This is a genomic window from Sphingomonas sp. R647 (assembly GCF_020177055.1).
Classification (GTDB): Bacteria; Pseudomonadota; Alphaproteobacteria; order Sphingomonadales; family Sphingomonadaceae; genus Sphingomonas.
Genome location: NZ_JAIQXT010000008.1, coordinates 111,991 through 135,139, shown reverse-complemented (window position 1 = coordinate 135,139; position 23,149 = coordinate 111,991). Strand labels below are relative to the sequence as shown.

Genomic DNA, 23,149 nt, shown 5'->3' with positions numbered 1-23,149 from the left:
TAGGTTGCGCCGTATGTTGCTTCGCTTCACGCCGCTCGCCCTTGTCGCCATCGCCCTGCCCGCCGCCGCGCAGGAGCAGGAAAAGGAGCGCGAACCGCTGCGCACCCGCATCTATGTCGGGCCGCAGCTGTCGCCCAAGACGCCCGGCGCCAAGGACCTCTCGTTCGGCCCGTTCTTCGAAGTCTCCCGCGCGCGCGGCGATGACCTGTTCGATTTCGAGGCGCCCGATGAGAGCTTCGGCTTCCCGGTCGTCAATGCCGGCGGCGTCGAATTCGGCCCCGCGCTCGGCTTCAAGGGCAAGCGCAAGGCCGCCGACATCGGCGTTCCGCTGCACGAAGTAGGCTTCAGCTTCGAAATCGGCGGCTTCGCCCAGACCTATGTCGCCAAGAACCTGCGCGTGCGGGCCGAAGCGCGACAAGCGGTCAGCGGCCATGATGGTCTGGTCGGCGAACTGAGCGCCGACTACATCGCCCGCGACGGCGACAACTGGCTGTTCTCGGTCGGCCCGCGCGTGACGCTTGCCGACGCAAAATATCACCGCGCCTGGTACGGCATCACCGCAGCGGACAGCGCCGCATCGGGTCTCACCCAGTTCCGCCCCGATGGCGGCGTCGAGGGGGTCGGCATCGCCGCCGGCTATCTGCGCCAGCTCAACAAGCGCATCGGCATCAGCGCCTATGCCCGCTACGACCATCTCGTCGGCGACGCCGGAAGCTCGCCCTATGTGCGCACCGCCGGGTCGCGCAGCCAGCCTTCGGTCGGCCTCGCGTTCAGCTACACCTTTGGCGGCGAGTAACCAGCACCGGACAGTTTCGGTTCAGCAATGACCTGCCAAAACCACGGCATCACGATCGCCGGAGGGTAAACATGGTCAGGGTGTTGGTTCTTCTTGCCGGAGTTGCCATCGTCACCACGCCCGTCGCCGAGGCGCAGCGCCTGCGCGAGCGGCTGGCCGAGCACATGGCCGAACGCGCCGGCGCGCGCGGTGCCGAGGCTCCCGCCGCCGGCATGGTCGAACACAGCTTCGGCACCGACCCGCTACAAAAGCTCGATTTCTGGGCGGCGAAGGACAAGGCGAAACCCGCACCGATCGTGATCTTCGTCCATGGCGGCGGATGGAAGCGCGGCGACAAGCGCAACGCGACCGGCGCGGACAAGGTGACGCATTTCCTTGAACAGGGCTATGCCGTCGCCTCGGTCAACTACCGCCTCGTCCCCGCCGCAAAGGTCGAGGATCAGGCCGCCGATGTCGCCGCCGCCTTCGCCTGGCTGCGCAGCAACGCCGCCCGCCTCAACCTCGACCCGGCCAGGATGGTGCTGATGGGCCACAGCGCGGGCGCGCATCTCGTCGCTCTGGTCGGCACCGACCCCGGCTATGCCCGCGCCGCCGGCTTCGCGCTCAGCGACATTCGCGGCGTGATCCCGCTCGACGGCGCGGCCTATGACGTTCCCGCCCAGATCGCCGACGGCGGGCGGTTCATGCAGGATACCTACGCCCAAGCCTTCGGCACCGACCCCGCACGGCAAAAATCGCTGTCCCCGACCCTCCACACCGCCGGGCCAAACGCCCCCGCCTTCCTGATCCTCCATGTCGACCGCGACGACGGCAAGCGCCAGTCCGAAGCCCTCGGCGCCGCGCTGCGCAAAGCCGGCACCCCGGCCCAGGTCACGCGGATCGAGGGGCGTGGCCTCGTCGGCCATGCGGAGATCAATCGAAAGCTCGGGCAAGCCGACTATCCGGCAACGCCGATCGTCGATGCGTGGCTGAAGACGCAGTTTTAGGCCGTGAACCCATGACGACCGCTTTTGGCGCGAGGGCTGAACGGCTGAAATTGGGTGGTAAGCGGACCGGCAGCTATTCCGATGGCCACATAAGGGATGCCGCCTTCCTGAGAAGTCCTTGCGTCTCTTCCAGCGGCGTAAGATCCAAATCAGACAGAGCATCGAGCAAGTGATCGTGCGCCAAGCCGAACTCGTTATTGCTGAGAAAATCGGTCACAATCTCCACTTGCTCGGACCCGAGTCTACCGCGCTCCAGTTCAAGCGCGTTGGTCAGAATTATTCGCAGATTTCGCCAAAGCAGGACATATTTGAGGGCGTTCATTGCCCTTCTTTATGCGCTCTTCGCGAAGGGCGGCAACTGGGTCGTTTACCTCAGGCCGCTGTTCGCTACACTGACACTGCTGACGTAGCTCAATCGGCTGGAGCAACGGTCACAACCGGAGGTTGCGGGTTCGAGTCCCTGCCGTCAGCGATGTCCCCAACGGGGTCGTTAGCGGCCTGTCCGCTTGCCCGTTCGCCCTGAGCTTGTCGAAGGGCCACAGCCCGCCCTCACTGAGCGCAGGAGCGGTGCTTCGACAAGCTCAGCACGAACGGCGTGAGGCCCCACACACACTTCCCCACTTCCCACATCGCCCGCCTCGCCTGTATGCCGCGCGCGATGAACCTCTTCCCGCCCGCCTCCTGCCCGCGCCTCGTCGTCAAGATCGGATCGGCGCTGCTCGTCGATCCCGATGGCGGCGTGCGGCGCGACTGGCTGGAGGGGATCGCCGCCGACATCGCCGAGCGGGTGCAGGCGGGGCAGCAGGTTGCGGTCGTCTCCTCCGGCGCGATCGCGCTCGGCGCACGTCGCCTCAACCTGCCCAAGGGCGGCCGCGCCAGCCTTGAGGATGCGCAGGCCGCCGCCGCCACCGGCCAGATCGCGCTCAGCCAGGTCTGGGCCGAAGTCCTCGCGGCCAACGGCCTCACCGCCGCACAGATGCTGGTCACGCTCGACGATCTTGAGGATCGCCGCCGCTACCTCAACGCCGCTGCGACGCTGGGCCGCTTGCTCAGCCTCGGCGTCGTGCCGATCATCAACGAAAATGACAGCGTCGCCACCGCCGAAATCCGTTTCGGCGACAATGACCGCCTCGCCGCCCGCGTCGCGCAAGCCGCCGACGCGAACGGCGTGGTCCTGCTCAGCGATATCGACGGCCTCTACGACCGCAACCCCGCCCTCCCCGGTGCCGAGCATATCGCGCAGGTCACCCAGATCGACGCGCGGATTGAGGGGATGGCCGATCGCGGTTCCGCTTCCGGCATGGGATCGGGCGGGATGGTGTCGAAGATCGAAGCGGCGCGGATCGCCGCCAGCGCCGGGGTCAGCCTCGCCATCGCCAGCGGCCGCATCGACCGCCCGCTGTCCGCTGACGCACGCCACACCATCTTCCTCCCCGAAAAACGGACGCGCGCCCGCAAGGCATGGCTGGCGGGGCGCCTCACCGCCAAGGGCAGCATCGCAATCGACGCCGGCGCCGCCGCCGCGCTGACCGAAGGCCGCAGCCTGCTCGCGATCGGCGCGACCGCGGTGCGTGGCATGTTCTTCCGCGGCGATCTCGTGACCATCGAAGGCCCCAACGGCCCGATCGCGCGCGGCCTCGCCGAATATGACGCGGGCGAAGCGCAGGCGATTCTCGGCACCCGCAGCGACGATCAGGGCGACATCCTCGGCTACGCGCCCCGCGCGGCGCTGGTCCACCGCAACCACATGGTGCTGCTGTGACCCTGACCCTCGCCCTTACCGGCGCCACCGGCTTCGTCGGCAAGGCCACCGTCGACCACGCGCTCGCCCGTGGCCACCGCGTCCGCGCACTCACCCGGCGCGACCAGCCGCCACGCGACGGCGTCACTTGGATCGCCGGCAATCTCGACAGCGAAGACGCGCTCGCCCGGCTCGCCAGCGGTGCCGATGCGGTGATCCACATCGCCGGGGTCGTAAACGCGCTCAGCCCCGCGGGCTTCATCAACGGCAATGTCCACGGCACCGCGCGCATGGCCGCCGCTGCCGCATCAATGGGTGTGCGCCGCTTCGTCCACGTCTCCTCGCTCTCGGCGCGCGAGCCGCTGTTGTCCGAATATGGCCGATCGAAGGAGCGCGCCGAGGACGAAGTGCGCAAATCCGGCCTCGACTGGACGATGATCCGCCCGCCGGGCGTCTATGGCCCCGGCGACATGGAGATGCGCGACGTCTTCCGCATGGCCAAGTTCGGCTTCGTGGTGCTGCCACCCGCAGGCCGCGTGTCGCTGATCCATGTCCACGACCTCGCCCGGCTGCTGGTCGCGATGGCGGAGACGGACAGCGGACGGCACATCTATGAATGCGATGACGGGGTCGACGGCGGCTACAGCCATGCCGAATTCGCCCGGCTGGTCGGCGGCGCGGTCGGCAAGCGCCCGATCCCGATCCACGTTCCCCGCGCCTTGCTCCATCTTGTCGGCCATGCCGACCGCTTCCTGCGCGAGGCGAACGCCAAGCTGACCCCCGATCGCGCCGCCTATCTGAGCCACCCCGACTGGACCGCGACCCCGCACCACCGCCCCCCGGCGGCGCTCTGGGCACCGCAGATCGCGACCCTCGACGGGATGGTCCAGACCGCCGACTGGTATCGGTCGCAGGGATTGCTTTAGATCATCGCGCGTTCGATCTGGATCGTTCTACAGCCGTTTGCCCTGAGCCTGTCGAAGGGCCACGCCCACCAAGCGTGGTACGCGGTGCTTCGACAAGCTCAGCACAAACGGAAGTGTGAGTCGGGTCTGACGCGCGATGCTCTAGGCACCTCACGCGCCCTTGAAATGTTGGATTTTCGCTGCTTGGGTCAGGCGATGGTTCCGGCACGCCTCATCCCGCTATCGCGCCGCGCAGGCCGCCTGACACTTCGCATGACAACCGCTCAAAATTGTCAGCTTCCCCTCCACGGGGTGTCAGGCACCGCCCCGCTCTCCCCGCAATTCCGCCGCAATCGCTTGGCACTGCGGCACCACCCATCTAAGGACCGCGCATGAGCGACCGTAACGACACCTTTGCCACCATCTCGGCCCAGATCGAGCCCTTCAACAAGAAGGGCGTCGCGCTGAGCGATTCCACCACCTTTGCCGGCGATCTCGAATGGGACAGCCTGACGGTGATGGATTTCGTCGCGGCGATCGAGGACGAGTTCGACATCATCATCACCATGAACATGCAGGCGGAGATCGAAACCGTCGGCCAGCTGGTCGATGCGGTCCAGAAGCTGAAGGGCTGAACCCACGTGACCGAAGCACTTGCCACTTCCGACGCTCCGGCTCCGCTGACGGGTGACAAGCCCGATCTGATGAGCAAGTTCGACGCCATCATCGCCGAGCGCAAGGCGCTGCTCGATGCCGGCTTCATCGATCCCTATGCGGTCGTGATGGAACAGGTGAAATCGCCGACCGAGGCGGTGATCAAGGGCAAGGACACGATCCTGCTCGGCACCTACAATTATATGGGCATGACCTTCGACCCCGACGTGATCGCGGCGGGCAAGGAAGCGCTCGACAAGTTCGGCAGCGGCACCAACGGCAGCCGCATGCTCAACGGCACGTTCCGCGACCATATGGACGTCGAACAGGCGCTGCGTGAGTTCTACGGCACGACCGGCGCGATCGTGTTTTCGACCGGCTACATGGCCAATCTCGGGATGATCTCGACGCTCGCCGGCAAGGGTGACTACATCATCCTCGACGCCGACAGCCACGCATCGATCTATGATGGGTGCAAGCAGGGCGTCGCCGAAATCGTCCGCTTCCGCCACAACAGCGTCGAGGATCTCGACAAGCGCCTCGGCCGCCTGCCGCCTGAGGCTGGCAAGCTCGTGGTGCTTGAGGGCGTCTATTCGATGCTCGGCGACATCGCCCCGCTCAAGGAAATGGTCGCCGTCGCCAAAAAGCATGGCGCGATGGTCCTGTCCGACGAGGCGCATTCGATGGGCTTTTACGGCCCCAATGGCCGCGGCGTGTACGAAGCGCTCGGCTGCGAAGACGATGTCGACTTCATCGTCGGCACGTTCAGCAAGTCGGTCGGCACCGTCGGCGGCTTCTGCGTATCGAACCACCCGAAGTTCGAAGCGATCCGCCTCACCTGCCGCCCGTACATCTTCACAGCGTCGCTTCCGCCGAGCGTCGTCGCCACCGCCGCGACCTCGATCCGCAAGCTGATGACCGCGCATGAAAAGCGCGCGCGGTTGTGGGACAATGCCCGCACGCTCCACGCGGGGCTCAAGGACATGGGCTTCAAGCTCGGCACCGAGCAGGCCGACAGTGCGATCATCGCCATCATCCTGACCGATCAGGTTCAGGGCGCGGCGATGTGGCAGACGCTGCTGGAAAACGGGCTGTACGTGAACCTCGCCCGTCCGCCAGCAACCCCGGCCGGCACCTTCCTGCTGCGTTGTTCGCTCTCCGCCGAACACACGCCCGAGCAGATTCAGCGCGTGCTGGGCATGTTCAAGGCGGCGGGCCAGGCGGTCGGAGTGATCGCCTGACCACTGGCACCGGCCATGGCCATCTAGACACCGGATGATGAGCGAGAGCAGCATCTCCCGACTGACGCGCCGCGTGACGGCGATGGATTGGCGCACTGCGCTGATGATCGTCGTCGCGCTGCTCGGCGTCGGGGTGCTGGTCCTGCTTCTGGCCAACCTGCGCACCGCCGACGTCCAGCGCCAGGCCGCCCTCGCCCGCCAGTCCGACAGCTACGAAATCATGGTACTGGCACAGGGCTTCGCCGCCACCGCAGCCCGCGCCGAAGCCACCCTCGGCCGCTACGTCGTCGCCGGCGAGCGCGCGGTGGGGCGCGATTATGTCGAGGAATGGAACCGCGCCGGTCGCCAGCTCGGCGTCCTCCAGCGCCGCGTTCAGGGCAATCGCGATCAGGCGGCACGTTCCGCCCGGCTAAGGCAGGCCTACGACGCCCGCGGGCTCGAACTCGCCGAAGTCGCACAAAACACCAATTTCGGCCGAAACGAAGCGGCCTACGCCTATTTCAACGAAGCGCGCCGCTCGCCCCATCTCGCCGCCTTGTCGCGTGAGACCGGCGCAATCTTCGACAATGAACGCGCCCTGCTGCGCCGCCATACCGACCAGACGCGGATCACTGCGATCGACGCAGCGGCGGAAACGCGCAACCTCGCCATCTTCGGTGTGCTGCTCGCCTTTGGCGCAATCGCGCTCGGCTGGCTGAACCTGCGCGCAATCCGCGACCGCGCCGCCGCCGCCGCTGAAGCCGATGCCCAGCGCGCACGATCGGTCGAGCTGGAGGCCGCCGTCGCCGCTGCTACTGCCGGACTGCAGGCCGAAGCGCGCGAACGCATCGCCGCCGAAGAAAAGCTGCGCCAGGTCCAAAAGATGGAGGCGGTCGGCCAGCTAACCGGCGGCATCGCCCATGATTTCAACAATATGCTCGCGGTCGTTCTGGGCGGGCTGGAACTCGCCCGGCGCAACCTGCCCGATGGCGCGACCGACGCGCTGCGCCACTTGGACAATGCCGGCGAAGGCGCCAACCGCGCCGCCGCGCTGACCCGCCAGCTGCTCGGCTTCGCCCGGTCGGAGGCGCTGACGCCGGAGGCGATCGAGCCGACCGAGCTGGTCGCGGGGATGTCGGTGCTGCTCGACCGCACGCTGGGCGACGGCATCACGATCGAAACGCGCAGCGAGGGCACACGCTGGCATGTCTGGGCCGACCGGGTCCAGCTTGAGAACGCGCTCCTCAACCTCGCCGTCAACGCCCGCGACGCGATGGACGGCCGCGGAACGATGGTGATCGCGTCGGGCCATGTCGCGCTTGACGGCGAAACCGACGGCGACTGCGCTCCGGGCGATTATGTCAGCATCGCGGTCAGCGATACCGGCACCGGCATGACGCCAGAGGTGATGAACCGGGTGTTCGAACCTTTCTTCACCACCAAGCCGGTCGGCAAAGGCACAGGCCTCGGCCTCAGCCAGATCTTCGGCTTCGTCCGCCAGTCCGGTGGAGCGGTGCGGATCGAATCGACGCTCGGCGCGGGCACCACGGTGACGATGCTCCTGCCCTGCCACGCGGCGGATGCGGTCGCGGCAACAGCACCGGAACGGGTCGCACCCCGCGCTCAGCTTGATCGCGGGCTCGACATCCTGCTCGTCGAAGATGATCCGCGCGTCCTGTCCGCGACCCTCGCGGCGCTCGAGGAACTTGGCCACCGCCCGATTGCCTGCCCCGACCCCCTCGCCGCGCCACGCATCGTCGCGGGGCTGCGCGCGCTCGACCTGATCATGACCGACGTGCTGATGCCCGGCCAGACCGGGCCAGAGATGATCGCCGGCCTCGAACCCCAGCTGGACCGGGTCGCGGTGCTTTACGTCACCGGCTATGCCGGGGAGGCGGAGCAGGATCGGTTCGCCGGGCGCCCGGTGCTGCGCAAGCCGTTCACATTGGTGGCGCTGGAACAGGCGCTGGCGGACGCAATCGCGTCGCAGGCTCCCGCCGATACGGTGACACCCTAGATTTACGCGCAACCTTCGATATAGCGGAGGTGTTCATGCCGGGCCGGCCGGCACTTAATCTGTTTGAAGGCGCGAACCGAACCCGATGACCGCACTCGACCGGTACATGGCGCGCCTGATCGCGGTTCCGTTGATCTCCACGCTGTTGATCTCCGCGATGCTGCTGGTGCTCGACCGCATGCTGCGGCTGTTCGACTTCGTGGCAAGCGAGGGCGGGCCGGTCAGCGTGGTGTGGCAGATGCTCGCCAATCTGCTCCCCGAATATCTCGGCCTTGGCATTCCGATCGGGTTGATGCTCGGCATCCTCCTCGCCTTCCGCCGCCTCGCCACCACGTCCGAACTCGACGTGCTGCGCGCGGTGGGGATGAGCTATGGGCGGATGCTCCGCGTCCCCTTCATGTACGCGCTCGCGCTCGCCGCGCTGAACCTCGCGATCGTCGGCTATATCCAGCCCTATGCCCGCTACAATTATGAAGGGCTGCGGTTCGAGTTGCGCACCGGCGCGCTCGGGGCATCGATCAAGGTCGGCGAGTTCACCAATCTGGGCGACCGCATGACGCTGCGGATCGAGGAAAGCAAAAACGAAGGTCGCGACCTGTCCGGCATCTTCGTCAACGCCCGTGCGCCCGGCGGCGACATCGTTTCCGCGACCGCGGAAAAGGGCCAGTTCCTGCGCACCGACGATCCCGATGTCATCATCTTCCGGTTGACCAAGGGCACGCTGATCCACCAAAGCCCGAAGTTCGACGTGCCGCGCGTGCTCACCTTCGACGCGCATGACCTGCCGATCGACCTGCCCAAGTTCGAACAATTCCGTCAGCGCGGCGAGCGCAACCTCGAGTTGACCCTGCCCGAACTCGCGCGGATCGGCGGCGACGACAGCAAGTCGGAGGAGGAACGCGACACCAGCCGCTCCGCCTTCCACTTCCGCGTGGTCGAGGTCGCGACGATGTTCCTGCTGCCATTGCTGGCGCTCGCACTCGGCGTGCCGCCCAAGCGGTCAACCTCCGCGCTCGGCGTGTTCCTGTCGATCGTGATGATCGTCACCTATCACAAGGTCAACGAATACGCGCAGTCGATCGGCAGCCTCGGGCGGATCGACCCGCTGATCGCGCTGTGGGGGCCATTCCTGATCTTCGCGGGGCTGGTGCTTTGGATGTACTACACCATCGCCTATGTGCCGGGCGGACAGCCGATCGGCGCGCTCGAGAAGTTCTTTGCGAAGGTCTGGAAGGGAATCGCGAAATATCTGCCCGGCCGGCGCAAGCGGAAGGTCGCGGCATGATCCACGCACTCACCGATTTCTTCCCGTCGAAGACCGTGTCGCTCTACATGGCGCGGTCGTTCCTCATCAACACCTTCGCCTTCCTGTTCGGGTTGGTGCTGATCCTCCAGACGCTCGACCTGCTCAGCGAATCCGGGCGTATTCTCGCCTATCCGGGCAATGGCGATGCACAGGTGTGGCAATATGTCAGCCTGCGCGTGCCGCAGATCGTCGCGACCTTCCTGCCCTTTTCGGTGCTGCTCGGCACGATCATCACCTTCACGACGATGAACCAGAATAGCGAGATCATCGCGCTCAAGGCATCGGGCCTGTCGGCGCATCAGGTGCTCGCGCCGCTGATGATCGCGGGTCTCGGCGTGGCGATCATCTCCTTCACCTTCAACGACCGGATCGTCTCGCGCGCCAGCACCACGCTCGCCGCGTGGAAGAAGGTCGATTACGGCGCCTTGCCGATCGACCGCGGCGACCGCTCCAACGTCTGGGTGCGCGACGGCAGCCACCTCGTCCACGCCCAGCAGATCAAGGGCCGCGGCGATGCTGCGATCCTGGGCGGCGTCACCGTCTATGAACGCGACGGCGCGGTGCTGAAGTCGCTGGTGCGCGCCAAGATCGGGCGCCGTGAAGGCAATGGCTGGCGCGTCGAAGGCGCCGACCGGTTCGACGTCGCGACGGGCAAGCTCACCCCGCTCGGCAGCGTCGTCGTCGCGCAGGGCGTCCGCCCCGACCAGTTCACGCTGTCCAGCGTCGATGCAGAAAGCATGTCGTTCGGCGCACTGTCCGAAGCGATCGACGACCTGCGCGCCGCCGGCCGCCCGACCAAGGCGCTGGAAGGGGCATTGTGGCACAAGCTGTCCGGCCCGCTGTCGGCGGTGCTGATGCCGCTGCTCGCCGCCGTCGCCGCATTTGGCATCGCGCGCTCGGGCAAGCTGTTCGTCCGCGCGGTGATGGGGATGGGTCTTGGCTTCCTCTACTTCGTCGCCGACAATTTCGCGCTGGCGATGGGCAATCTCGGCGCCTACCCGCCCTTCCTAGCCGCCTGGGCGCCGTTCCTGCTGTTCGCGATGATCGGTGAAGCGGTGCTGCTCAAGAGCGAGGAATAGACCTCCCTCCGTCCCCCCGGGCTTGACCCGGGGCTCGGCTGCCCGTCTCGCTGAGGGGAAGAAGCCCCGGCCCGGGTCAAGCCCGGGCAAACGAAAAGGGCGGCAAGGCATTCGCCCGCCGCCCCAATCTTATCTCACACTACAAGTGGCTGTCAGCCCGCCCGCACCTTCATCGTGCTCGCCGCCAGCCGCGCCATCAGGCCGCGCAGCGTCGGGTAATTCGCGCCTTGATAGGTCGACTCCGCCCCCAGCGACTCCGACAGTCGCCGATGCGCCTCGCCCAGCGAATGATAAGGCAGACTCGGCAGCAGATGGTGGAGCGCGTGGAAGCGCAGGCCCACCGGAGCCCACAGATACGGCAGAAACCCGCCCGGCACGTTGACGCTGTCGAGATACTGCGCGGTCACCGTCAGCGGCTCGCCCTCATTCTCCCACAGATGCGCCACCAGCGTGCGGACCTGATTGAGCACAGCGACGCCCGAGATCACGACCATATAGGTCAGGAACGCCTTGAGCGGCAGCACGCCGGTCGCGACTGTCGCGATCAGCGTCACCGCAACCACGCTCGCGCCAATCTCCTGCCAGCGCCACTGTTTGGCAAACTCGCCCTCGGGCGATTTGCGCTCGAACTTCGGGTTGATCTGCAGCCCCGAATAGCGCCCGACAACGACACGGCGCAGCTTCTTCGACAGCAGCGACAATGGCCCCAGCACGCCGAAGCGTAGCAGCAAGCCAACCGGCATCAGCGTCGACACCAGCAGGAACACCGGGAGCGTCCACGGCTTCATCAGCGCCAGCGGCAAATATTCGGGATCCTCCACCGTGCCATAGCGGGTGCGGGTGTGGTGAATGGTATGAATGCCCTCATACATGAAGCTCGGCAGCATCATCGGGATGCCGAGCAGCACGTTCCAGCCCACGCGGAATCCCGGCAGCAGCGAATGCTTGAGGTGCGTGATCTCATGGATGAACAGGCTCGCGCGATACAGTGCGAGTACCGCGAGCACACCGCTGGCCAATGCCCAGCCCAGCGACGGCGCAAAGATCGCGCCCGCGAGCGCGGCATAGCCGACCGCGGCCGAGCCGAGGAAATCGGTCCAGTAGATGCGCGGGCTCGGCGTCTGCAAATCGCGCGTCAGCTCTGCCGCCGCGCGCAGCATCGCCTTGTCATCGGCCATGCCGGACAGACGGATCTTCGCCGCCGGGACCGGCGCGCCGGTCGCGCGATCCTGCGCGGCCGCATCAAGGGCAAGGCTGTTCATGGGTACAGGCATTGCCAACAGATCGTGGCCATTGCGTGGCATTTCAACAGTCTCCCCATGGCGCGCGTGCATCCGGTTGACTTGCACGCTCCAAGGCGTGACTGAATTGACGCAAATCAACGAAAGGTGCCATTTCGTGGCCATTGCCCCGCTCGCCATCCGCCCGGTCACCAGCAAGGCGGACAAGCGCGATTTCATCGAACTCGCTTACCGCCTCAATCGCGGCGATCCGAACTGGGTGCCGCCGCTGCGCAGTGAGGTCGCCGGCGCGATCGATCCGAAGAAGAATGGCTGGTTCAGCCATGCCGAAGCGCAGCTGTTCCTTGCCGAACGCGATGGCCGCCCGGTCGGCCGCATCGCCGCGCATATCGACCGGCTCGCGCTCGAAATGCCTGCCGAGCAGGGCTTTGGCCCCGGCACCGGATTTTTCGGCCTGTTCGAGGCTGAGGACGACACGGTCGCGCGCGCGCTGATCAACACCGCGCAGGACTGGCTGCGCAAAAAGGGGATGACCCGTGTTGTCGGCCCGATCTCGCTGTCGATCTGGGAAGAGCCGGGCCTGTTGATTCAGGGGCATGACCATACGCCGACCGTGATGATGGGTCACCACAAGCCCGCCTATCGCAATTACATCGAAGATGCCGGCTTCGCGCCGGTGAAGCAGCTCAAGACCTACGATCTCGACATCACCCGCGAGTTTCCGCCGCTGGTCCAGCGCATCATCGCAATGGGCGAGAAGAGCGACCGCATCCGCATCCGCACCGTCGACAAGTCGCGCTTCTCAGAGGAAGCCGCGCTCATCCTCAGCATCCTCAACGATGCATGGTCGGACAATTGGGGCTTCGTGCCGCTGACCCCGCCCGAAATCGCCGACGTCGGCAAGAAGCTCAAGCCGATCGTGTTCGAAAAGCTGATCCGCATCGCCGAACTCGATGGCGAACCGGTCGCGTTCATGATCACCCTGCCCGACCTCAACGAGGCGATCGGGCCGCTCAATGGCAACCTGTTCCCGTTCGGCTGGGCCAAATTGCTGTGGTGGCTCCATCGCAGCAAGACCCGGACGATGCGCGTGCCGCTGATGGGCGTGCTCAAAAAGCTGCAGGGGTCGCGCATGGCGAGCCAACTCGCTTTCATGATGATCGAATATATCCGCCGCGACGCACTAACCGATTTCGGCGCGACCCGGGGTGAAATTGGCTGGGTGCTCGACGACAATCAGGGGATGAACGCCATCGCCGAAACGATCGAGAGCAAGGTCAACCGCGTCTATCAAATCTACGCGAAAGAACTCGGATAAGCTGACGGTGCGAGAATGCGGCCCGCGGCGATAGGGGACGCCGCGGGCCGCGCCCTCGTCAGCGCTGCTGCGCGAGGGGATCGAAATTATCGTCCGCGATCCAGTCCGCACGGGTCTTGCAGGTCTTCCTAGGCAGGCGCGATCCGGTCGTCGTTTCCGAGACGCAGTAGCGGGTATTGGCCTTGGGCGCAGGTGCTTCGGCCGAGGAAGCGGGGTTCGACGGCGCCGGTGCCGTATCGCGGGCCATCGCGGGGACGGCGGTGACTGCTACCAGGGCTGCGGCGGCGGTGGCGATGATCTGACGCATGACTTGGTCCTCTTTGGCTTGGGGGCTGCGGGCCGGCTGGCTGCTCTGCTCTACCCGTGCCTGTGTTAGTGCATTAGTCATGCCAAACACTCGGACTCATATATTTCAATAACTTAGCTTGTCGCAGTTGCGACGATGCGGAAATATTTCACTGAAGATTGGGGAATTGCGCCAATAGTGCGCATTCGTTTCAGGCGCGCAACTTCACCCAGGTCGGCGCATGATCGCTGGCCTTTTCCCGACCGCGATAGTCCTTGTCGACGCCCGCATCGGCAAAGCGATCAGCGGCAATCGGGCTGAGCAGCAAATGGTCGATCCGGAACCCCGCATCGCGCTGCCACGCGCCCGCCTGATAGTCCCAGAAGGTCCACACGCGCCCCGCCGGAAAGCGGGTGCGCAGCGCATCGGTCCACCCCTGCGCGAGCAGCGCGCGATAGCCCTGCCGCGATTCCGGCTGCATCAGCGCATCGTCGGCCATCGCCCGCACCGAATAGACATCGTCGTCATTGGGGATGACGTTGTAATCGCCCGCCAGCACCACCGGCCGCTCCTCGGCGAGCAAGTCGCGCGCATGCGCCGACAGCCGCTCGATCCAACGCAGCTTGTAGTCGAACTTCGGCCCCGGAACCGGGTTGCCATTGGGGAGGTAGATCGACGCGATCACCACGCCGTTCACCTCGGCCTCGATATAGCGGCTATGCTCGTCCTCGGGCTCACCCGCCAGCCCGCGCTGGCGCTCGACCGGGTCCACGCCCTTGGCTAGGATCGCGACGCCGTTGAAGCCCTTTTGCCCGTGCCACACCGCACCATAGCCGGCGGCGCGGATATCGGCCTCGGGAAAGCCCTCATCTGCGGACTTAAGCTCCTGCAGGCACACCACATCCGGCTGCTGCTCGGTCAGATATTCGATCAGGCGCGGCAGGCGCGCCTTGATCCCGTTCACATTGTAGCTGACGATCTTCAAGGCGCGATCAGACGGCGAAACTGGTGCCGCAGCCGCAGCCCGACGCGGCAATCGGATTGGTCACGCGGAACGCCGCGCCGCCCAACGACTCGACGTAATCGACGCTGGCGCCGCGAACCAGATCGAGGCTGATCGAATCGACCAGCAGCGTCACGCCATCGGTCTGCGCGATCGCATCATCGTCTGCCGGCGCATCGGCCAGCTCGAACTTGTACTGAAACCCAGAACACCCGCCGCCCTCGACCGACAGGCGCAGCGTTGCAGGCTTGCCCTGCTTCGCCGCAATCGCGGCAACGCGCGCGGCGGCAGAGGCGGTGAGGTTGATCTCTTCGGAAAGCGCGGTTGCCATACAGGGCAGATAGGCGCGCGCAGGCTGCACCGCAACTAAAACGGAAAAGGGCCGCCCGGTTGTCCCGGTGCGGCCCCGTCCCTCTCCTGTTATCTCGCCTGGATCAGTTGCCGCCGACCGCGGTCATCTGAAGCCGTGCTGCGCTCTGCTCGACCTGCTCGATCACGCTGGCATTCTGCATGAACGGCATCGGGTTCACCGCCTTGCCGTCGACGCGCACTTCATAGTGGAGGTGGCTGCCGGTCGAGCGGCCGGTCGAGCCCATCAGGCCGATCAGCTGGCCGCGACGCACGCGGGTGTTCGGGGCGACCAGGATCTTCGACAGATGGCCATAGCGGGTCTCGATGCCCTTGCCATGGTTGAGGGTGACGAGGTTGCCATAACCGCCAAAGCGACCGGTGCGGCCCGTCACACCATCGGCGGTCGCGTAGATCGGCGTGCCGACCGGACCGGGGATATCGATGCCGGCGTGCATCGCTGCGGCGCCGTGGAACGGGTCGGAGCGGACGCCGAAGCTGCTGGTCAGGCGCATATTCTCGACCGGCTGGAGCGAGGGGATGGCGATGACCGACTGCTCGAGCACGTCGAGCTTCTGCCACGTCTGGAACAGCGAGCGGAACTGCGCGTCGCCGCTGGCTTCGCCTGCCGCGGCCGCACCCTCGGGCGCCGCTTCGAACGGGCCGCCCATGCCGCCACCGACATAGCGCTCGGGCTGGATGCCCATCTTGCGCAGTTGCTGCTGGGTCAGATGCAGGCGGATCTGCGCGGTGCGCTGCGCCTTGGCGGCCAGCTGCGCCTGACGCGCCTCGACCTGCCGGAGCGGGGCGAGAACCTCACGCGCCATCGCGCTGTCGGCATCGAACGAGACGTTTTCGATCGGCAGGCCGACATCGGCAGGCGAACCCTTGCCGTTCAGCACGCCGGCGATGATCTTCTGGCGCTGTTCGACGCGCGCGGCGTGAACCTTGGCCGCTTCCTTGATCGCGGCGACATCGGCTTCGAGCCGGGTCATCTCGGCGCGCATCTTTTCCATCCGCGCTTCGGGGGTCGCTGCGGTACCGGCAACGCCGGTCGCCATGATCGCGCCGAACGCGGCTTGCGACACGCCATAGGCAGAGAAGGTGACGGTGATCGCGGCGACACCGGCGAGGATCGCCTGGGTCCGGCCTGCGACGCTGAAGCGCTTGAGGTCACGTCCATCGTGAAAGATGAAATCACGGGTCGTGAAGAGATCGCGGAACCGCGCGACGAAATTGGCGTTGAGTGCAGTGCTGACCATGAGTCCCCGGCAACCACAGACACGCGCCATTACCCTGGCACACGCCCTTGTTTAGCAATCACGTCTGGAAGCAGCCCCTCCGCATCCGACGCATTGGGTTAGAGACTGATCGGGCCGGGCACGGCAAGGCTTTCGTAATAGTCGCGCGTTAGACCGGCTGACTCGCGCGCCGAGTCGTTGAACGGAGGCTTAACCGTTCCCGCAAAGTAACGACCGAGCAGCGCGCGCCACTCCTGACGCGAATCAATCCCCCGAGCGACGCACAGCGATTCGAACCAGCGGGTTCCCGCCGCGACATGGACGATCTCGTCGTTGAAGATCCGCCCCAGGATCGCCGCAGTCGGCAGGTCGCCCGCAGACTTGAACCGCGCGATCGTCGCCGGCGTCACGTCCAGCCCGCGTGCCTCCAGCACCATCGGCACGACCGCCAGCCGCGCCGCCGCATCGCCCGCGGTCGCGACCGCCGCTTCCCACAGCCCGGCATGCGCGGGCATTTCGCCATAATGGCTGCCCAGCTGTTTGAGCCGCCGGTCGAGCAGCGCAAAATGCATCGCTTCGTCCGCGCCGACCTTCATCCAGTCATCGGTAAACGCGCGCGGAAACTGCCCGCCGAACCGCCCGACCATGTCGAAGGCGAGGTCGATCGCGACGAATTCGATATGCGCGAGCGCATGGATTAGCGCGATCCGCCCATGCTCCGACCCCTTGCCGCGCCTGGGCATGCGATTGGGGGGCAGCAATTCCGGGATAGCCGGACGCGCAGGTTCGTCGGGCATTGCCACGTCGAACGCGAATTCCAGCCGTCCCAGTCGCCAGTCGCGCGCAGCCTTTCGTGCGGCGGCGACCTTCGCCATTGGATCGGCGGCAGCGAGCACCGCCCGCGCCGCCCGGGCCACGCTTTGTTTTGTGTTCAGCTCCGCTGAACCGGCACCGGCCCTCTGAAAAGAGCGCTGCGTCACGCCGAACCCAGCTCCTTCGCGGCCTCCAGCACTTCGATCACATGACCCGGCACGCGCACCTTGCGCCACGCCCGGACCAGTGCGCCATCGGCGTCGAACAGGAAGGTCGACCGGTCGATCCCCATATATTTCTTGCCGTACATCGATTTCTCGACCCACGATCCGAACGCCTCCAGCGCCTTGCCGTCCGGATCGGTAGCGAGCGGGACGGTCAGGTCATATTTGGTGACGAACTTCTGGTGCTTGATCGTCCCGTCGCGCGACACGCCCAGCACCCGCACGCCCAGCGCATCGAACTGGCTCTTGAACGCGCTGAAATCCTGCGCTTCGCGGGTACAACCGGCGGTGTCGTCCTTGGGGTAGAAATAGAGCACCAGCGGCGCCCCCATCATCCCGTCCAGCCGAAAGCCATTGCCGTCGAGATCGATCAGCTCGACCGCAGGAATCTTGTCGCCTTCCTCAATCCGCATCGTCAGCTCCCTTGCGCCTGCGCCGCCGCGCCCCAGGCCGTGGCGACCTCCTGCCGATGCTGGTCGAGCGACGCAACCACATCATTCCACTCCGCTGCGCCCACCGCATGCGCGACCATCGCCCGCGTCGCCTCGCCCGGCGGCTGGGCATCGGGCGCCACCAGCCGCAGCGTCACCAGCAAGCGCGTCAGGAAATCATGCGCCGGACCGATCGTCTCGGGCAGCAGCCCCTGCCCCGCCAGCGCATCGACCGCCGCGCGCAAGCCTGATGAGAAGCCGGTGCGGTGCACCAGCTGGAGCGTGTGGACCGCAAATTCCAGGTCAACCAGACCTCCGGGCAACAGCTTGGCGTCGAGCGGCCCGTTGGGCGGCTTGTGCGCCGCCATATCGGCGCGCATCTTCGCCGCCTCTGCCGGGATATCGCGTTGCGGACGGTCGCCCGACAACACGCCAGCGATCACCACCGCCACCGCCTCGCGCCCCGCCGCCGATCCGAACACGGTGCGCGCTCGGGTCAGCGCCATATGCTCCCAGGTCCACGCCTCCTCGCGCTGGTACCGCGCAAAGCCATCGAGCGAGACCACCAGCGGCCCCTGCGCGCCGGAAGGGCGCAACCTTGTATCGACCTCATACAGCGCCCCCGCCGCCGTCGCGACCGACAGCGCCGCGATTACGCGCTGGGCCAAGCGATTATAATAGGTCACCGCACCCAATGGCTTTTCGCCATCGGACTCGGCAAGGTGATCGCCGGTGAACAGGAAGATGAGGTCAAGGTCGCTGGCATGGGTCAACGCCCCGCCGCCGAAGCGACCAAGCGCAAGGATGATCAGCTCGCTGTCCCGCACCCGGCCATGCCGCACCGCGAACTCCGCGACCGTCGCCTCGGCCAGAACCGCCAGCGCCGCCTCAGCCACCCGCGCATAGCCTGCCGAGACATCGAGCGGATCGCTCGCCCCCGCGACGATCTGCGCGCCCAGCGCAAAGCGCTTCTCGCCAACGATCTGGCGAACATGGTCGAGCAGGCGCTGATAATCGTCCCCCGCTTCGCGCCGCGCCATGTCACCGGCCAGTTCCGCGACCGACCCCACCGGCGCCAGCGCGCTCGCGTCGATCAGCCCGTCGAGCAGATCGACCCGCCGCGCCAGCGCATCGGCCAGCGTCGGCGCATGGCTCAGAATCGTGCCGAGCAAGCGGGCGAGCGTCGGTCGCGCCTCAAGCAGATGGAACAGGTTGAGCGCGGTCGGCAGCCGCGAGAGGATTGTGTCGAGCCGCGCCAGCGCCGCACCGGGATCGGGCGACTGGCCAATCGCGGCGATCAGCGGAGGCAGCGCCGCCTCCATCGCCGCCTGCGCCGGGGGGCTGCGCAGCGCGGCATAACGCCCGCTGCGCCACCCCTCGATCAGCCGAGTCGCACCCGCAGGATCAGCAAACCCCGCCTCGGCCAGCCCGGCTTCGGCCACTGCGGCGCCCGTCGCACCATGCCCGCCCTCGTCACCGTCAAGCGCGTCGTAGAACCGCCCCACCGCCTCGACATGCGGGCGTAAGAGCTCGAGCAGGTCGCCGCCGCCATCGAGCCCGTGCAACCGCGCCACAGCGTCCAACGCCTCGCCATGCGGCAAGGTGTGCGTCTGACGATCGTCGATCATCTGCACGCGGTGCTCGATGGTCCGGAACAGAATATACGCCTCGCGCAATTGCGCCGCCGTACCCGCATCGATCCGCCCCGCCGCCGCCAGCGCCGCGAGCGCGTCGAGCGTCGCCGGCACCCGCAGCGCGGGGTCACGCCCGCCATGGATCAGCTGGTGGATCTGCGCAAAGAACTCGACCTCGCGAATGCCGCCGCGCCCGCGCTTGAGGTCGAACCCCGGTCCAAACGCCTGGCCCTGCGCATGATGGTCGCGGATGCGGCGCGAAATGCCGCGGATCTCGCGGATCGTCCCATAGTCGATCGCGCGCCGCCACACGAACGGGCGGATCGTGTCGAGGAACCCCTGCCCTAGCACGCAGTCCCCCGCCGCCGCGCGCGCGCGGATGAATGCCGCACGCTCCCATGGCAGCGCCTGCGATTCATAATAGCTGATCGCCGCCTCGGCCGGCAGCACGATTGGCGTCACCTCAGGCGAGGGTCGCAGCCGCAGGTCGATCCGCAGCACATAGCCATCGCCATCGCGCGCCTGCAGGATTTCCACCGCGCGCCGCCCGATCCGCACCGCCGCCTCTTCCACCGCGTCCCGCTCGCGATGGGGTAGCGTCGCAGGATCGAAGATCAGGATCGGGTCGATGTCGGACGAGTAGTTGAGCTCATGGCTGCCCTGTTTGCCCAGCGCGATCGCGGCGAGCCCGCGCGGCTCAGAACCAGGCACCCGCTCGACGATGGCCGCCCCGATCGCGGCATCCAGCGCATAATCGGCAAAATCCGACAGCGCGCGCGTAACCGTGACGAAATCGAGCCGCCCCGAAAGGTCCCCGATCGCCGCCGCCAACGCCAGCCGCCGCCGCTCGAAGCGCAAACGGCGGGGCAGCGGCATGGTAGGATCATCGATCCGCGCCGCGCCGAGGGGATCGCGCGCCGCATTGGCGATGTCGGCGATCAGCGCCTGCTCGCGCTCAATCAGGTGGGAGAGGAACGGCGCATAGCGCGCAGCACGTGCGATCGCGTCGTCAATCGCGGTATCGGATCCAGCCATGCGATTATCGTTTCGGCTGGCGATCAGACAGTTTCTGACCTGTCAAGCAACAAATTGCAAAAGGAGACGTTCTGTATCGCATGGGTTCAAAAACACCTCGATCGCCCTCAGGGCAACGCGATAGCGGCTATTGGGTGGAAGCGCCACGCACGACCGACGCGATCGGTTTCGCGCTGCGTGACACTTATGCCGACGACCGCGACCTGCCCGACGATATGCGCGATCTGCTTAGCCAGTTGAGCAGAATTGACGTGCAGTCGGCGCGCGACAGCCACAGCTGACCGTTGCCAGGTCAGCCGCATCAGTCGCGGCTGAGTTCGTCCACTTCATCCATGATCGTGTCGAGCGCGCTGCGCCCATCGCTCACGCTGTCCGCGCGCGACGGCAGAGTCCCGCCATTCATCAAGGCTTCGAGAGCGACGCGACCACGCGCAACGCGGCTCTTGATCGTGCCGACGGCAACGCCGCAAATCTCAGCCGCTTCCTCATAGGCAAAGCCACCCGCACCGACGAGAATCAGTGCCTCGCGCTGCGGCTGCGGCAAATGCAGCAAGGCGCGCTGCATATCCGCCAGCTCGACATGGCGGTCCTGGCTCGCCGGCGCGGCGAGGATACGATCGGCAACCAGATCGTCCCACTCACCCTTGAAGCGGGCACGGCGCATCTGGCTGAGATACAGGTTGCGCAGGATGATAAACGTCCATGCGCGCATGTTCGTACCGGCCTGAAACCGCTGACGCGCGGCCCATGCCTTCATCAGCGTTTCCTGAACCAGATCGTCCGCAAGATCGCGGCTGCCCGACAGCGAGCGGCCAAACGCGCGCAGATGTGGAATCACGACCGCGAGTTGCTTTTTGAACTCAGGGTCGGAGAGCGCAACATGCTCCACTTGCGTGTAATCGTCGGTGTCGCTCATTGGAATCCGTTCGTCTGGCGCGGCGTTCTGCTGCACCTCTAAAGATAGCTCTGTCGGCCGAATCTACCAACCCGGCCGATCAAATCAGCAGGAAGATCGCAAAGATAATCACGATCAGCGTCAGCGAGATGGCGAGGATGTAGCGGGTCATGTGCGGGGTCGCCCCGGCACGTACGCTATCGGTGTCGATATGAAGGGGGTCGTTTGGGTCAGCCATGACCCCACAACCCCCCAGAACCGTTTTAGGTCCGTAAGAAATGGAACTTTCAGGTTGCCGGCACGGTCGCCTGATCGAAAAACAGCGCCTGGCTGATCGCTGCCTTCACCGTCGAACGCTGGAACGGCTTGGTGATCAGGAAGGTCGGCTCAGGCCGCTCGCCGGTCAGCAAACGCTCTGGGAACGCGGTGATAAAGATCACCGGCACGTTGAACTGTGCCAGGATATCCTTGACCGCATCGATGCCCGAGCTGTCGTCGGCCAGCTGAATATCGGCCAGGACCAGACCCGGACGATCCTCCATCGCGAGAGCCACAGCCTCGTCGCGGGTCACGGCCACGCCGGTCACGTCATGGCCCTGATCGCGGACGATCGTTTCCAGGTCCATCGCGATCAGCGGCTCGTCCTCGATAATCAGAACGCGCGCACGCGTCTGACGCTCAATCTCCGACAGCGCCTGCGACACCAGATCCTCGACCGAATCCGCAGATTCGTCGAGCAGATAAGCGGTGTCTTCGCTGGTGAACCCTTCCATCGCGGTCAGCAGCAGTGCCTGGCGCGAGCGCGGCGCAAGGCGAGCGAGCCGCGCGCGAGCGATTGCCTCATTCTCATGCGGAACCCCGACATCACCAGGATCGCGATCGGCATCGGGGTGAGTCGAGCCCCAGATCGCCTGGAACGTGCGATAAAGCCCCAGTCGCGGATCGACCGAGCGCGGGAACTCTTCGGGCGCAGCGACAATCGCCTCGAGCGTGGCGCGCACATAGCGATCGCCTTCGGTCTGGCTTCCGGTGAGCGCGCGACCATAGCGACGTAGAAACGGGAGGTGAGGCGCGAGCTGCTGTCCAAGCGACATGGGAACATATTCTCCTTCGGCGATACCGGCTGTTTGGCCACGGTATCGGTGCATTACAAGACGTATGCTGATCCAAAGGAAGCCCCTCCCCGGATTTCGCATCGCCTGTGGAACAAACGAGCTTGGGATTGGTTTCATCCCCGCTGTACGATCGGAACGTCGTGCGGTTGGCGACTTGCAGCCGCGTATATTTTTGTGCATCCGCCCATTTCCCGGGCAATCAGGGGGACGAGGTGTTTTCGGCCGACGATAAAAGTAAAACACCACCGCGAGTCAGCGGTGATCAACCGCCGCGTAAAAGCGGGGCGGCGCCGCAGGCTGATCGCAATATCGGCGATGCGCTGCGTCGCGTGTATCAGGATGCCGCTGGTGAGGACGTTCCCGACGACCTGCTCGACCTGCTTCGCAAGCTCGACTGATTTCCGCACCGATGGACGGGGATGAGCTGAGGCGTCGAAACGGCGTCGGCCCCGTGGCCGCCATCGCGCGAATGCCGACCGGGGCCAAGGTATTCCTGATTCTGAGCGGCGCGCTTCTTCCGCTCGCACTCATTGCTTTTCTAGCCTCGCTGCAGACCAGCCGGATCGCGGATCAAGAGGTTCGCGCCCGCCTTCGCATTGCAATCAGCGAAGCCGCCCGCTCCTTGCGCGGCGAATTGGCGTGGGAGTTGCGCGAGGTGCGCAGCGCCCTCCCGACAACGCCCGGCGCGGCACCGAATTGCGGCCGGCTCGCCGGCCTGTTCGAACCACAGGCGGCTGAGGGAATCCGCTATGCGGTTCTGGATCCGAACAAGCGCCTGGTTTGCGGGCAGCCGCTCCCGTCCGTTGCCCCCACTGGCGAGGCAGTCAGAACCTCGCCGATACACCTGCTCCCCGGCTCGGG

Annotated in this window: 24 protein-coding genes and 1 tRNA gene; 13 read left to right on the top strand and 12 right to left on the bottom strand. The window is 66.0% G+C overall.

What is annotated here, in order from left to right:
* Positions 1–13: 13 nt before the first annotated feature.
* Positions 14–796: a MipA/OmpV family protein gene (locus K9B35_RS18670; protein ID WP_224923505.1), complete on the top strand. Its 783-nt coding sequence runs from the start codon at positions 14–16 to the stop codon at positions 794–796.
* A 71-nt stretch (positions 797–867) separates the two neighbouring features.
* The gene (locus tag K9B35_RS18665; protein ID WP_412103490.1) at positions 868–1,782 is read left to right on the top strand and encodes an alpha/beta hydrolase; all 915 of its coding nucleotides are present in this window, start codon (positions 868–870) and stop codon (positions 1,780–1,782) included.
* Between the two features lie 73 nt (positions 1,783–1,855).
* Here the strand turns inward: K9B35_RS18665 and K9B35_RS18660 are convergent, their stop codons facing one another.
* Positions 1,856–2,104, bottom strand: coding sequence for a hypothetical protein (locus K9B35_RS18660; RefSeq protein WP_224923504.1), 249 nt, complete (start codon positions 2,102–2,104; stop codon positions 1,856–1,858).
* 78 nt (positions 2,105–2,182) lie between these two features.
* Between K9B35_RS18660 and K9B35_RS18655 the strand changes: the two genes are divergently transcribed.
* The 8 genes from K9B35_RS18655 to lptG all read left to right on the top strand — a co-directional run bounded on the left by K9B35_RS18655 (position 2,183) and on the right by lptG (position 10,704).
* A tRNA-OTHER gene (locus tag K9B35_RS18655) sits at positions 2,183–2,254 on the top strand.
* 186 nt (positions 2,255–2,440) lie between these two features.
* Entirely contained in the window at positions 2,441–3,544 is a 1,104-nt protein-coding gene (gene proB, locus K9B35_RS18650; RefSeq protein WP_224923503.1) for a glutamate 5-kinase, read from the top strand.
* A gap of 2 nt (positions 3,545–3,546) precedes the next feature.
* On the top strand, positions 3,547–4,449 hold the full coding sequence (locus K9B35_RS18645; protein WP_224923523.1) for an NAD-dependent epimerase/dehydratase family protein: 903 nt from the start codon (positions 3,547–3,549) through the stop codon (positions 4,447–4,449).
* A gap of 371 nt (positions 4,450–4,820) precedes the next feature.
* The gene (locus tag K9B35_RS18640) at positions 4,821–5,063 is read left to right on the top strand and encodes an acyl carrier protein (protein ID WP_224923502.1); all 243 of its coding nucleotides are present in this window, start codon (positions 4,821–4,823) and stop codon (positions 5,061–5,063) included.
* Positions 5,064–5,069: 6 nt separating this feature from the next.
* Positions 5,070–6,323 carry a serine palmitoyltransferase gene (spt, locus tag K9B35_RS18635; protein WP_412103489.1) on the top strand — a complete coding sequence of 418 codons (1,254 nt, stop codon included), beginning with the start codon at positions 5,070–5,072 and terminating at the stop codon, positions 6,321–6,323.
* 37 nt (positions 6,324–6,360) lie between these two features.
* Positions 6,361–8,319, top strand: a complete 1,959-nt coding sequence (locus K9B35_RS18630) for an ATP-binding protein (RefSeq protein ID WP_224923501.1) — start codon at positions 6,361–6,363, stop codon at positions 8,317–8,319.
* An 85-nt stretch (positions 8,320–8,404) separates the two neighbouring features.
* Positions 8,405–9,604, top strand: coding sequence for an LPS export ABC transporter permease LptF (gene lptF / locus K9B35_RS18625; protein ID WP_224923500.1), 1,200 nt, complete (start codon positions 8,405–8,407; stop codon positions 9,602–9,604).
* Positions 9,601–10,704 carry an LPS export ABC transporter permease LptG gene (gene lptG / locus K9B35_RS18620; RefSeq protein ID WP_224923499.1) on the top strand — a complete coding sequence of 368 codons (1,104 nt, stop codon included), beginning with the start codon at positions 9,601–9,603 and terminating at the stop codon, positions 10,702–10,704. The genes lptF and lptG overlap by 4 nt, the downstream gene beginning before the upstream one ends.
* 152 nt (positions 10,705–10,856) lie before the next feature.
* Here the strand turns inward: lptG and K9B35_RS18615 are convergent, their stop codons facing one another.
* Positions 10,857–11,978 carry a fatty acid desaturase family protein gene (locus tag K9B35_RS18615; protein ID WP_224923498.1) on the bottom strand — a complete coding sequence of 374 codons (1,122 nt, stop codon included), beginning with the start codon at positions 11,976–11,978 and terminating at the stop codon, positions 10,857–10,859.
* 124 nt (positions 11,979–12,102) lie between these two features.
* Between K9B35_RS18615 and K9B35_RS18610 the strand changes: the two genes are divergently transcribed.
* Entirely contained in the window at positions 12,103–13,263 is a 1,161-nt protein-coding gene (locus K9B35_RS18610) for an N-acetyltransferase (protein WP_224923497.1), read from the top strand.
* 58 nt (positions 13,264–13,321) lie between these two features.
* Here K9B35_RS18610 and K9B35_RS18605 read toward each other — a convergent pair whose 3' ends face one another.
* From K9B35_RS18605 to glnE, 7 genes are all read right to left on the bottom strand, one after another.
* On the bottom strand, positions 13,322–13,570 hold the full coding sequence (locus K9B35_RS18605) for a hypothetical protein (protein ID WP_224923496.1): 249 nt from the start codon (positions 13,568–13,570) through the stop codon (positions 13,322–13,324).
* A 190-nt stretch (positions 13,571–13,760) separates the two neighbouring features.
* Complete coding sequence (xth, locus tag K9B35_RS18600; RefSeq protein ID WP_224923495.1) at positions 13,761–14,534, bottom strand: exodeoxyribonuclease III; 774 nt, start codon at positions 14,532–14,534, stop codon at positions 13,761–13,763.
* A 7-nt stretch (positions 14,535–14,541) separates the two neighbouring features.
* Complete coding sequence (gene erpA, locus K9B35_RS18595; protein WP_224923494.1) at positions 14,542–14,883, bottom strand: iron-sulfur cluster insertion protein ErpA; 342 nt, start codon at positions 14,881–14,883, stop codon at positions 14,542–14,544.
* A gap of 103 nt (positions 14,884–14,986) precedes the next feature.
* Complete coding sequence (locus K9B35_RS18590; RefSeq protein ID WP_224923493.1) at positions 14,987–16,162, bottom strand: M23 family metallopeptidase; 1,176 nt, start codon at positions 16,160–16,162, stop codon at positions 14,987–14,989.
* Between the two features lie 98 nt (positions 16,163–16,260).
* Positions 16,261–17,016 carry a ferritin-like domain-containing protein gene (locus K9B35_RS18585; protein WP_224923521.1) on the bottom strand — a complete coding sequence of 252 codons (756 nt, stop codon included), beginning with the start codon at positions 17,014–17,016 and terminating at the stop codon, positions 16,261–16,263.
* 101 nt (positions 17,017–17,117) lie between these two features.
* Positions 17,118–17,591 carry a peroxiredoxin gene (locus K9B35_RS18580; RefSeq protein WP_224923492.1) on the bottom strand — a complete coding sequence of 158 codons (474 nt, stop codon included), beginning with the start codon at positions 17,589–17,591 and terminating at the stop codon, positions 17,118–17,120.
* 2 nt (positions 17,592–17,593) lie between these two features.
* Positions 17,594–20,278: a bifunctional [glutamate--ammonia ligase]-adenylyl-L-tyrosine phosphorylase/[glutamate--ammonia-ligase] adenylyltransferase gene (gene glnE / locus K9B35_RS18575; protein WP_224923491.1), complete on the bottom strand. Its 2,685-nt coding sequence runs from the start codon at positions 20,276–20,278 to the stop codon at positions 17,594–17,596.
* A gap of 134 nt (positions 20,279–20,412) precedes the next feature.
* Between glnE and K9B35_RS18570 the strand changes: the two genes are divergently transcribed.
* Positions 20,413–20,559, top strand: a complete 147-nt coding sequence (locus tag K9B35_RS18570; RefSeq protein WP_224923490.1) for a hypothetical protein — start codon at positions 20,413–20,415, stop codon at positions 20,557–20,559.
* 20 nt (positions 20,560–20,579) lie between these two features.
* On the opposite strand, the gene K9B35_RS18565 is transcribed toward K9B35_RS18570, so the two are convergent.
* From K9B35_RS18565 to K9B35_RS18555, 3 genes are all read right to left on the bottom strand, one after another.
* Positions 20,580–21,194, bottom strand: coding sequence for a sigma-70 family RNA polymerase sigma factor (locus K9B35_RS18565; protein WP_224923489.1), 615 nt, complete (start codon positions 21,192–21,194; stop codon positions 20,580–20,582).
* 79 nt (positions 21,195–21,273) lie between these two features.
* Positions 21,274–21,411 (bottom strand): hypothetical protein, encoded by a 138-nt coding sequence (locus K9B35_RS18560; RefSeq protein ID WP_224923488.1) that lies wholly within the window; start codon positions 21,409–21,411, stop codon positions 21,274–21,276.
* A gap of 49 nt (positions 21,412–21,460) precedes the next feature.
* The gene (locus tag K9B35_RS18555; RefSeq protein WP_224923487.1) at positions 21,461–22,267 is read right to left on the bottom strand and encodes a response regulator; all 807 of its coding nucleotides are present in this window, start codon (positions 22,265–22,267) and stop codon (positions 21,461–21,463) included.
* Between the two features lie 233 nt (positions 22,268–22,500).
* Between K9B35_RS18555 and K9B35_RS18550 the strand changes: the two genes are divergently transcribed.
* Entirely contained in the window at positions 22,501–22,686 is a 186-nt protein-coding gene (locus K9B35_RS18550; RefSeq protein WP_224923486.1) for a NepR family anti-sigma factor, read from the top strand.
* The last annotated feature ends 463 nt before the right edge of the window (positions 22,687–23,149 follow it).

Coding starts and splice junctions, on each gene's coding strand:
- K9B35_RS18605 (WP_224923496.1), bottom strand. CDS start 13,570: ATGCGTCAGATCATCGCCACCGCCGCCGCAGCCCTGGTAGCAGTCACC.
- K9B35_RS18585 (WP_224923521.1), bottom strand. CDS start 17,016: ATGGCGAAGGTCGCCGCCGCACGAAAGGCTGCGCGCGACTGGCGACTG.
- glnE (WP_224923491.1), bottom strand. CDS start 20,278: ATGGCTGGATCCGATACCGCGATTGACGACGCGATCGCACGTGCTGCG.
- K9B35_RS18565 (WP_224923489.1), bottom strand. CDS start 21,194: ATGAGCGACACCGACGATTACACGCAAGTGGAGCATGTTGCGCTCTCC.
- K9B35_RS18615 (WP_224923498.1), bottom strand. CDS start 11,978: ATGCCTGTACCCATGAACAGCCTTGCCCTTGATGCGGCCGCGCAGGAT.
- lptF (WP_224923500.1), top strand. CDS start 8,405: ATGACCGCACTCGACCGGTACATGGCGCGCCTGATCGCGGTTCCGTTG.
- K9B35_RS18665 (WP_412103490.1), top strand. CDS start 868: ATGGTCAGGGTGTTGGTTCTTCTTGCCGGAGTTGCCATCGTCACCACG.
- K9B35_RS18670 (WP_224923505.1), top strand. CDS start 14: ATGTTGCTTCGCTTCACGCCGCTCGCCCTTGTCGCCATCGCCCTGCCC.
- K9B35_RS18560 (WP_224923488.1), bottom strand. CDS start 21,411: ATGGCTGACCCAAACGACCCCCTTCATATCGACACCGATAGCGTACGT.
- K9B35_RS18640 (WP_224923502.1), top strand. CDS start 4,821: ATGAGCGACCGTAACGACACCTTTGCCACCATCTCGGCCCAGATCGAG.
- erpA (WP_224923494.1), bottom strand. CDS start 14,883: ATGGCAACCGCGCTTTCCGAAGAGATCAACCTCACCGCCTCTGCCGCC.
- lptG (WP_224923499.1), top strand. CDS start 9,601: ATGATCCACGCACTCACCGATTTCTTCCCGTCGAAGACCGTGTCGCTC.
- K9B35_RS18660 (WP_224923504.1), bottom strand. CDS start 2,104: ATGAACGCCCTCAAATATGTCCTGCTTTGGCGAAATCTGCGAATAATT.
- K9B35_RS18580 (WP_224923492.1), bottom strand. CDS start 17,591: ATGCGGATTGAGGAAGGCGACAAGATTCCTGCGGTCGAGCTGATCGAT.
- K9B35_RS18555 (WP_224923487.1), bottom strand. CDS start 22,267: ATGTCGCTTGGACAGCAGCTCGCGCCTCACCTCCCGTTTCTACGTCGC.
- K9B35_RS18630 (WP_224923501.1), top strand. CDS start 6,361: ATGAGCGAGAGCAGCATCTCCCGACTGACGCGCCGCGTGACGGCGATG.
- K9B35_RS18590 (WP_224923493.1), bottom strand. CDS start 16,162: ATGGTCAGCACTGCACTCAACGCCAATTTCGTCGCGCGGTTCCGCGAT.
- proB (WP_224923503.1), top strand. CDS start 2,441: ATGAACCTCTTCCCGCCCGCCTCCTGCCCGCGCCTCGTCGTCAAGATC.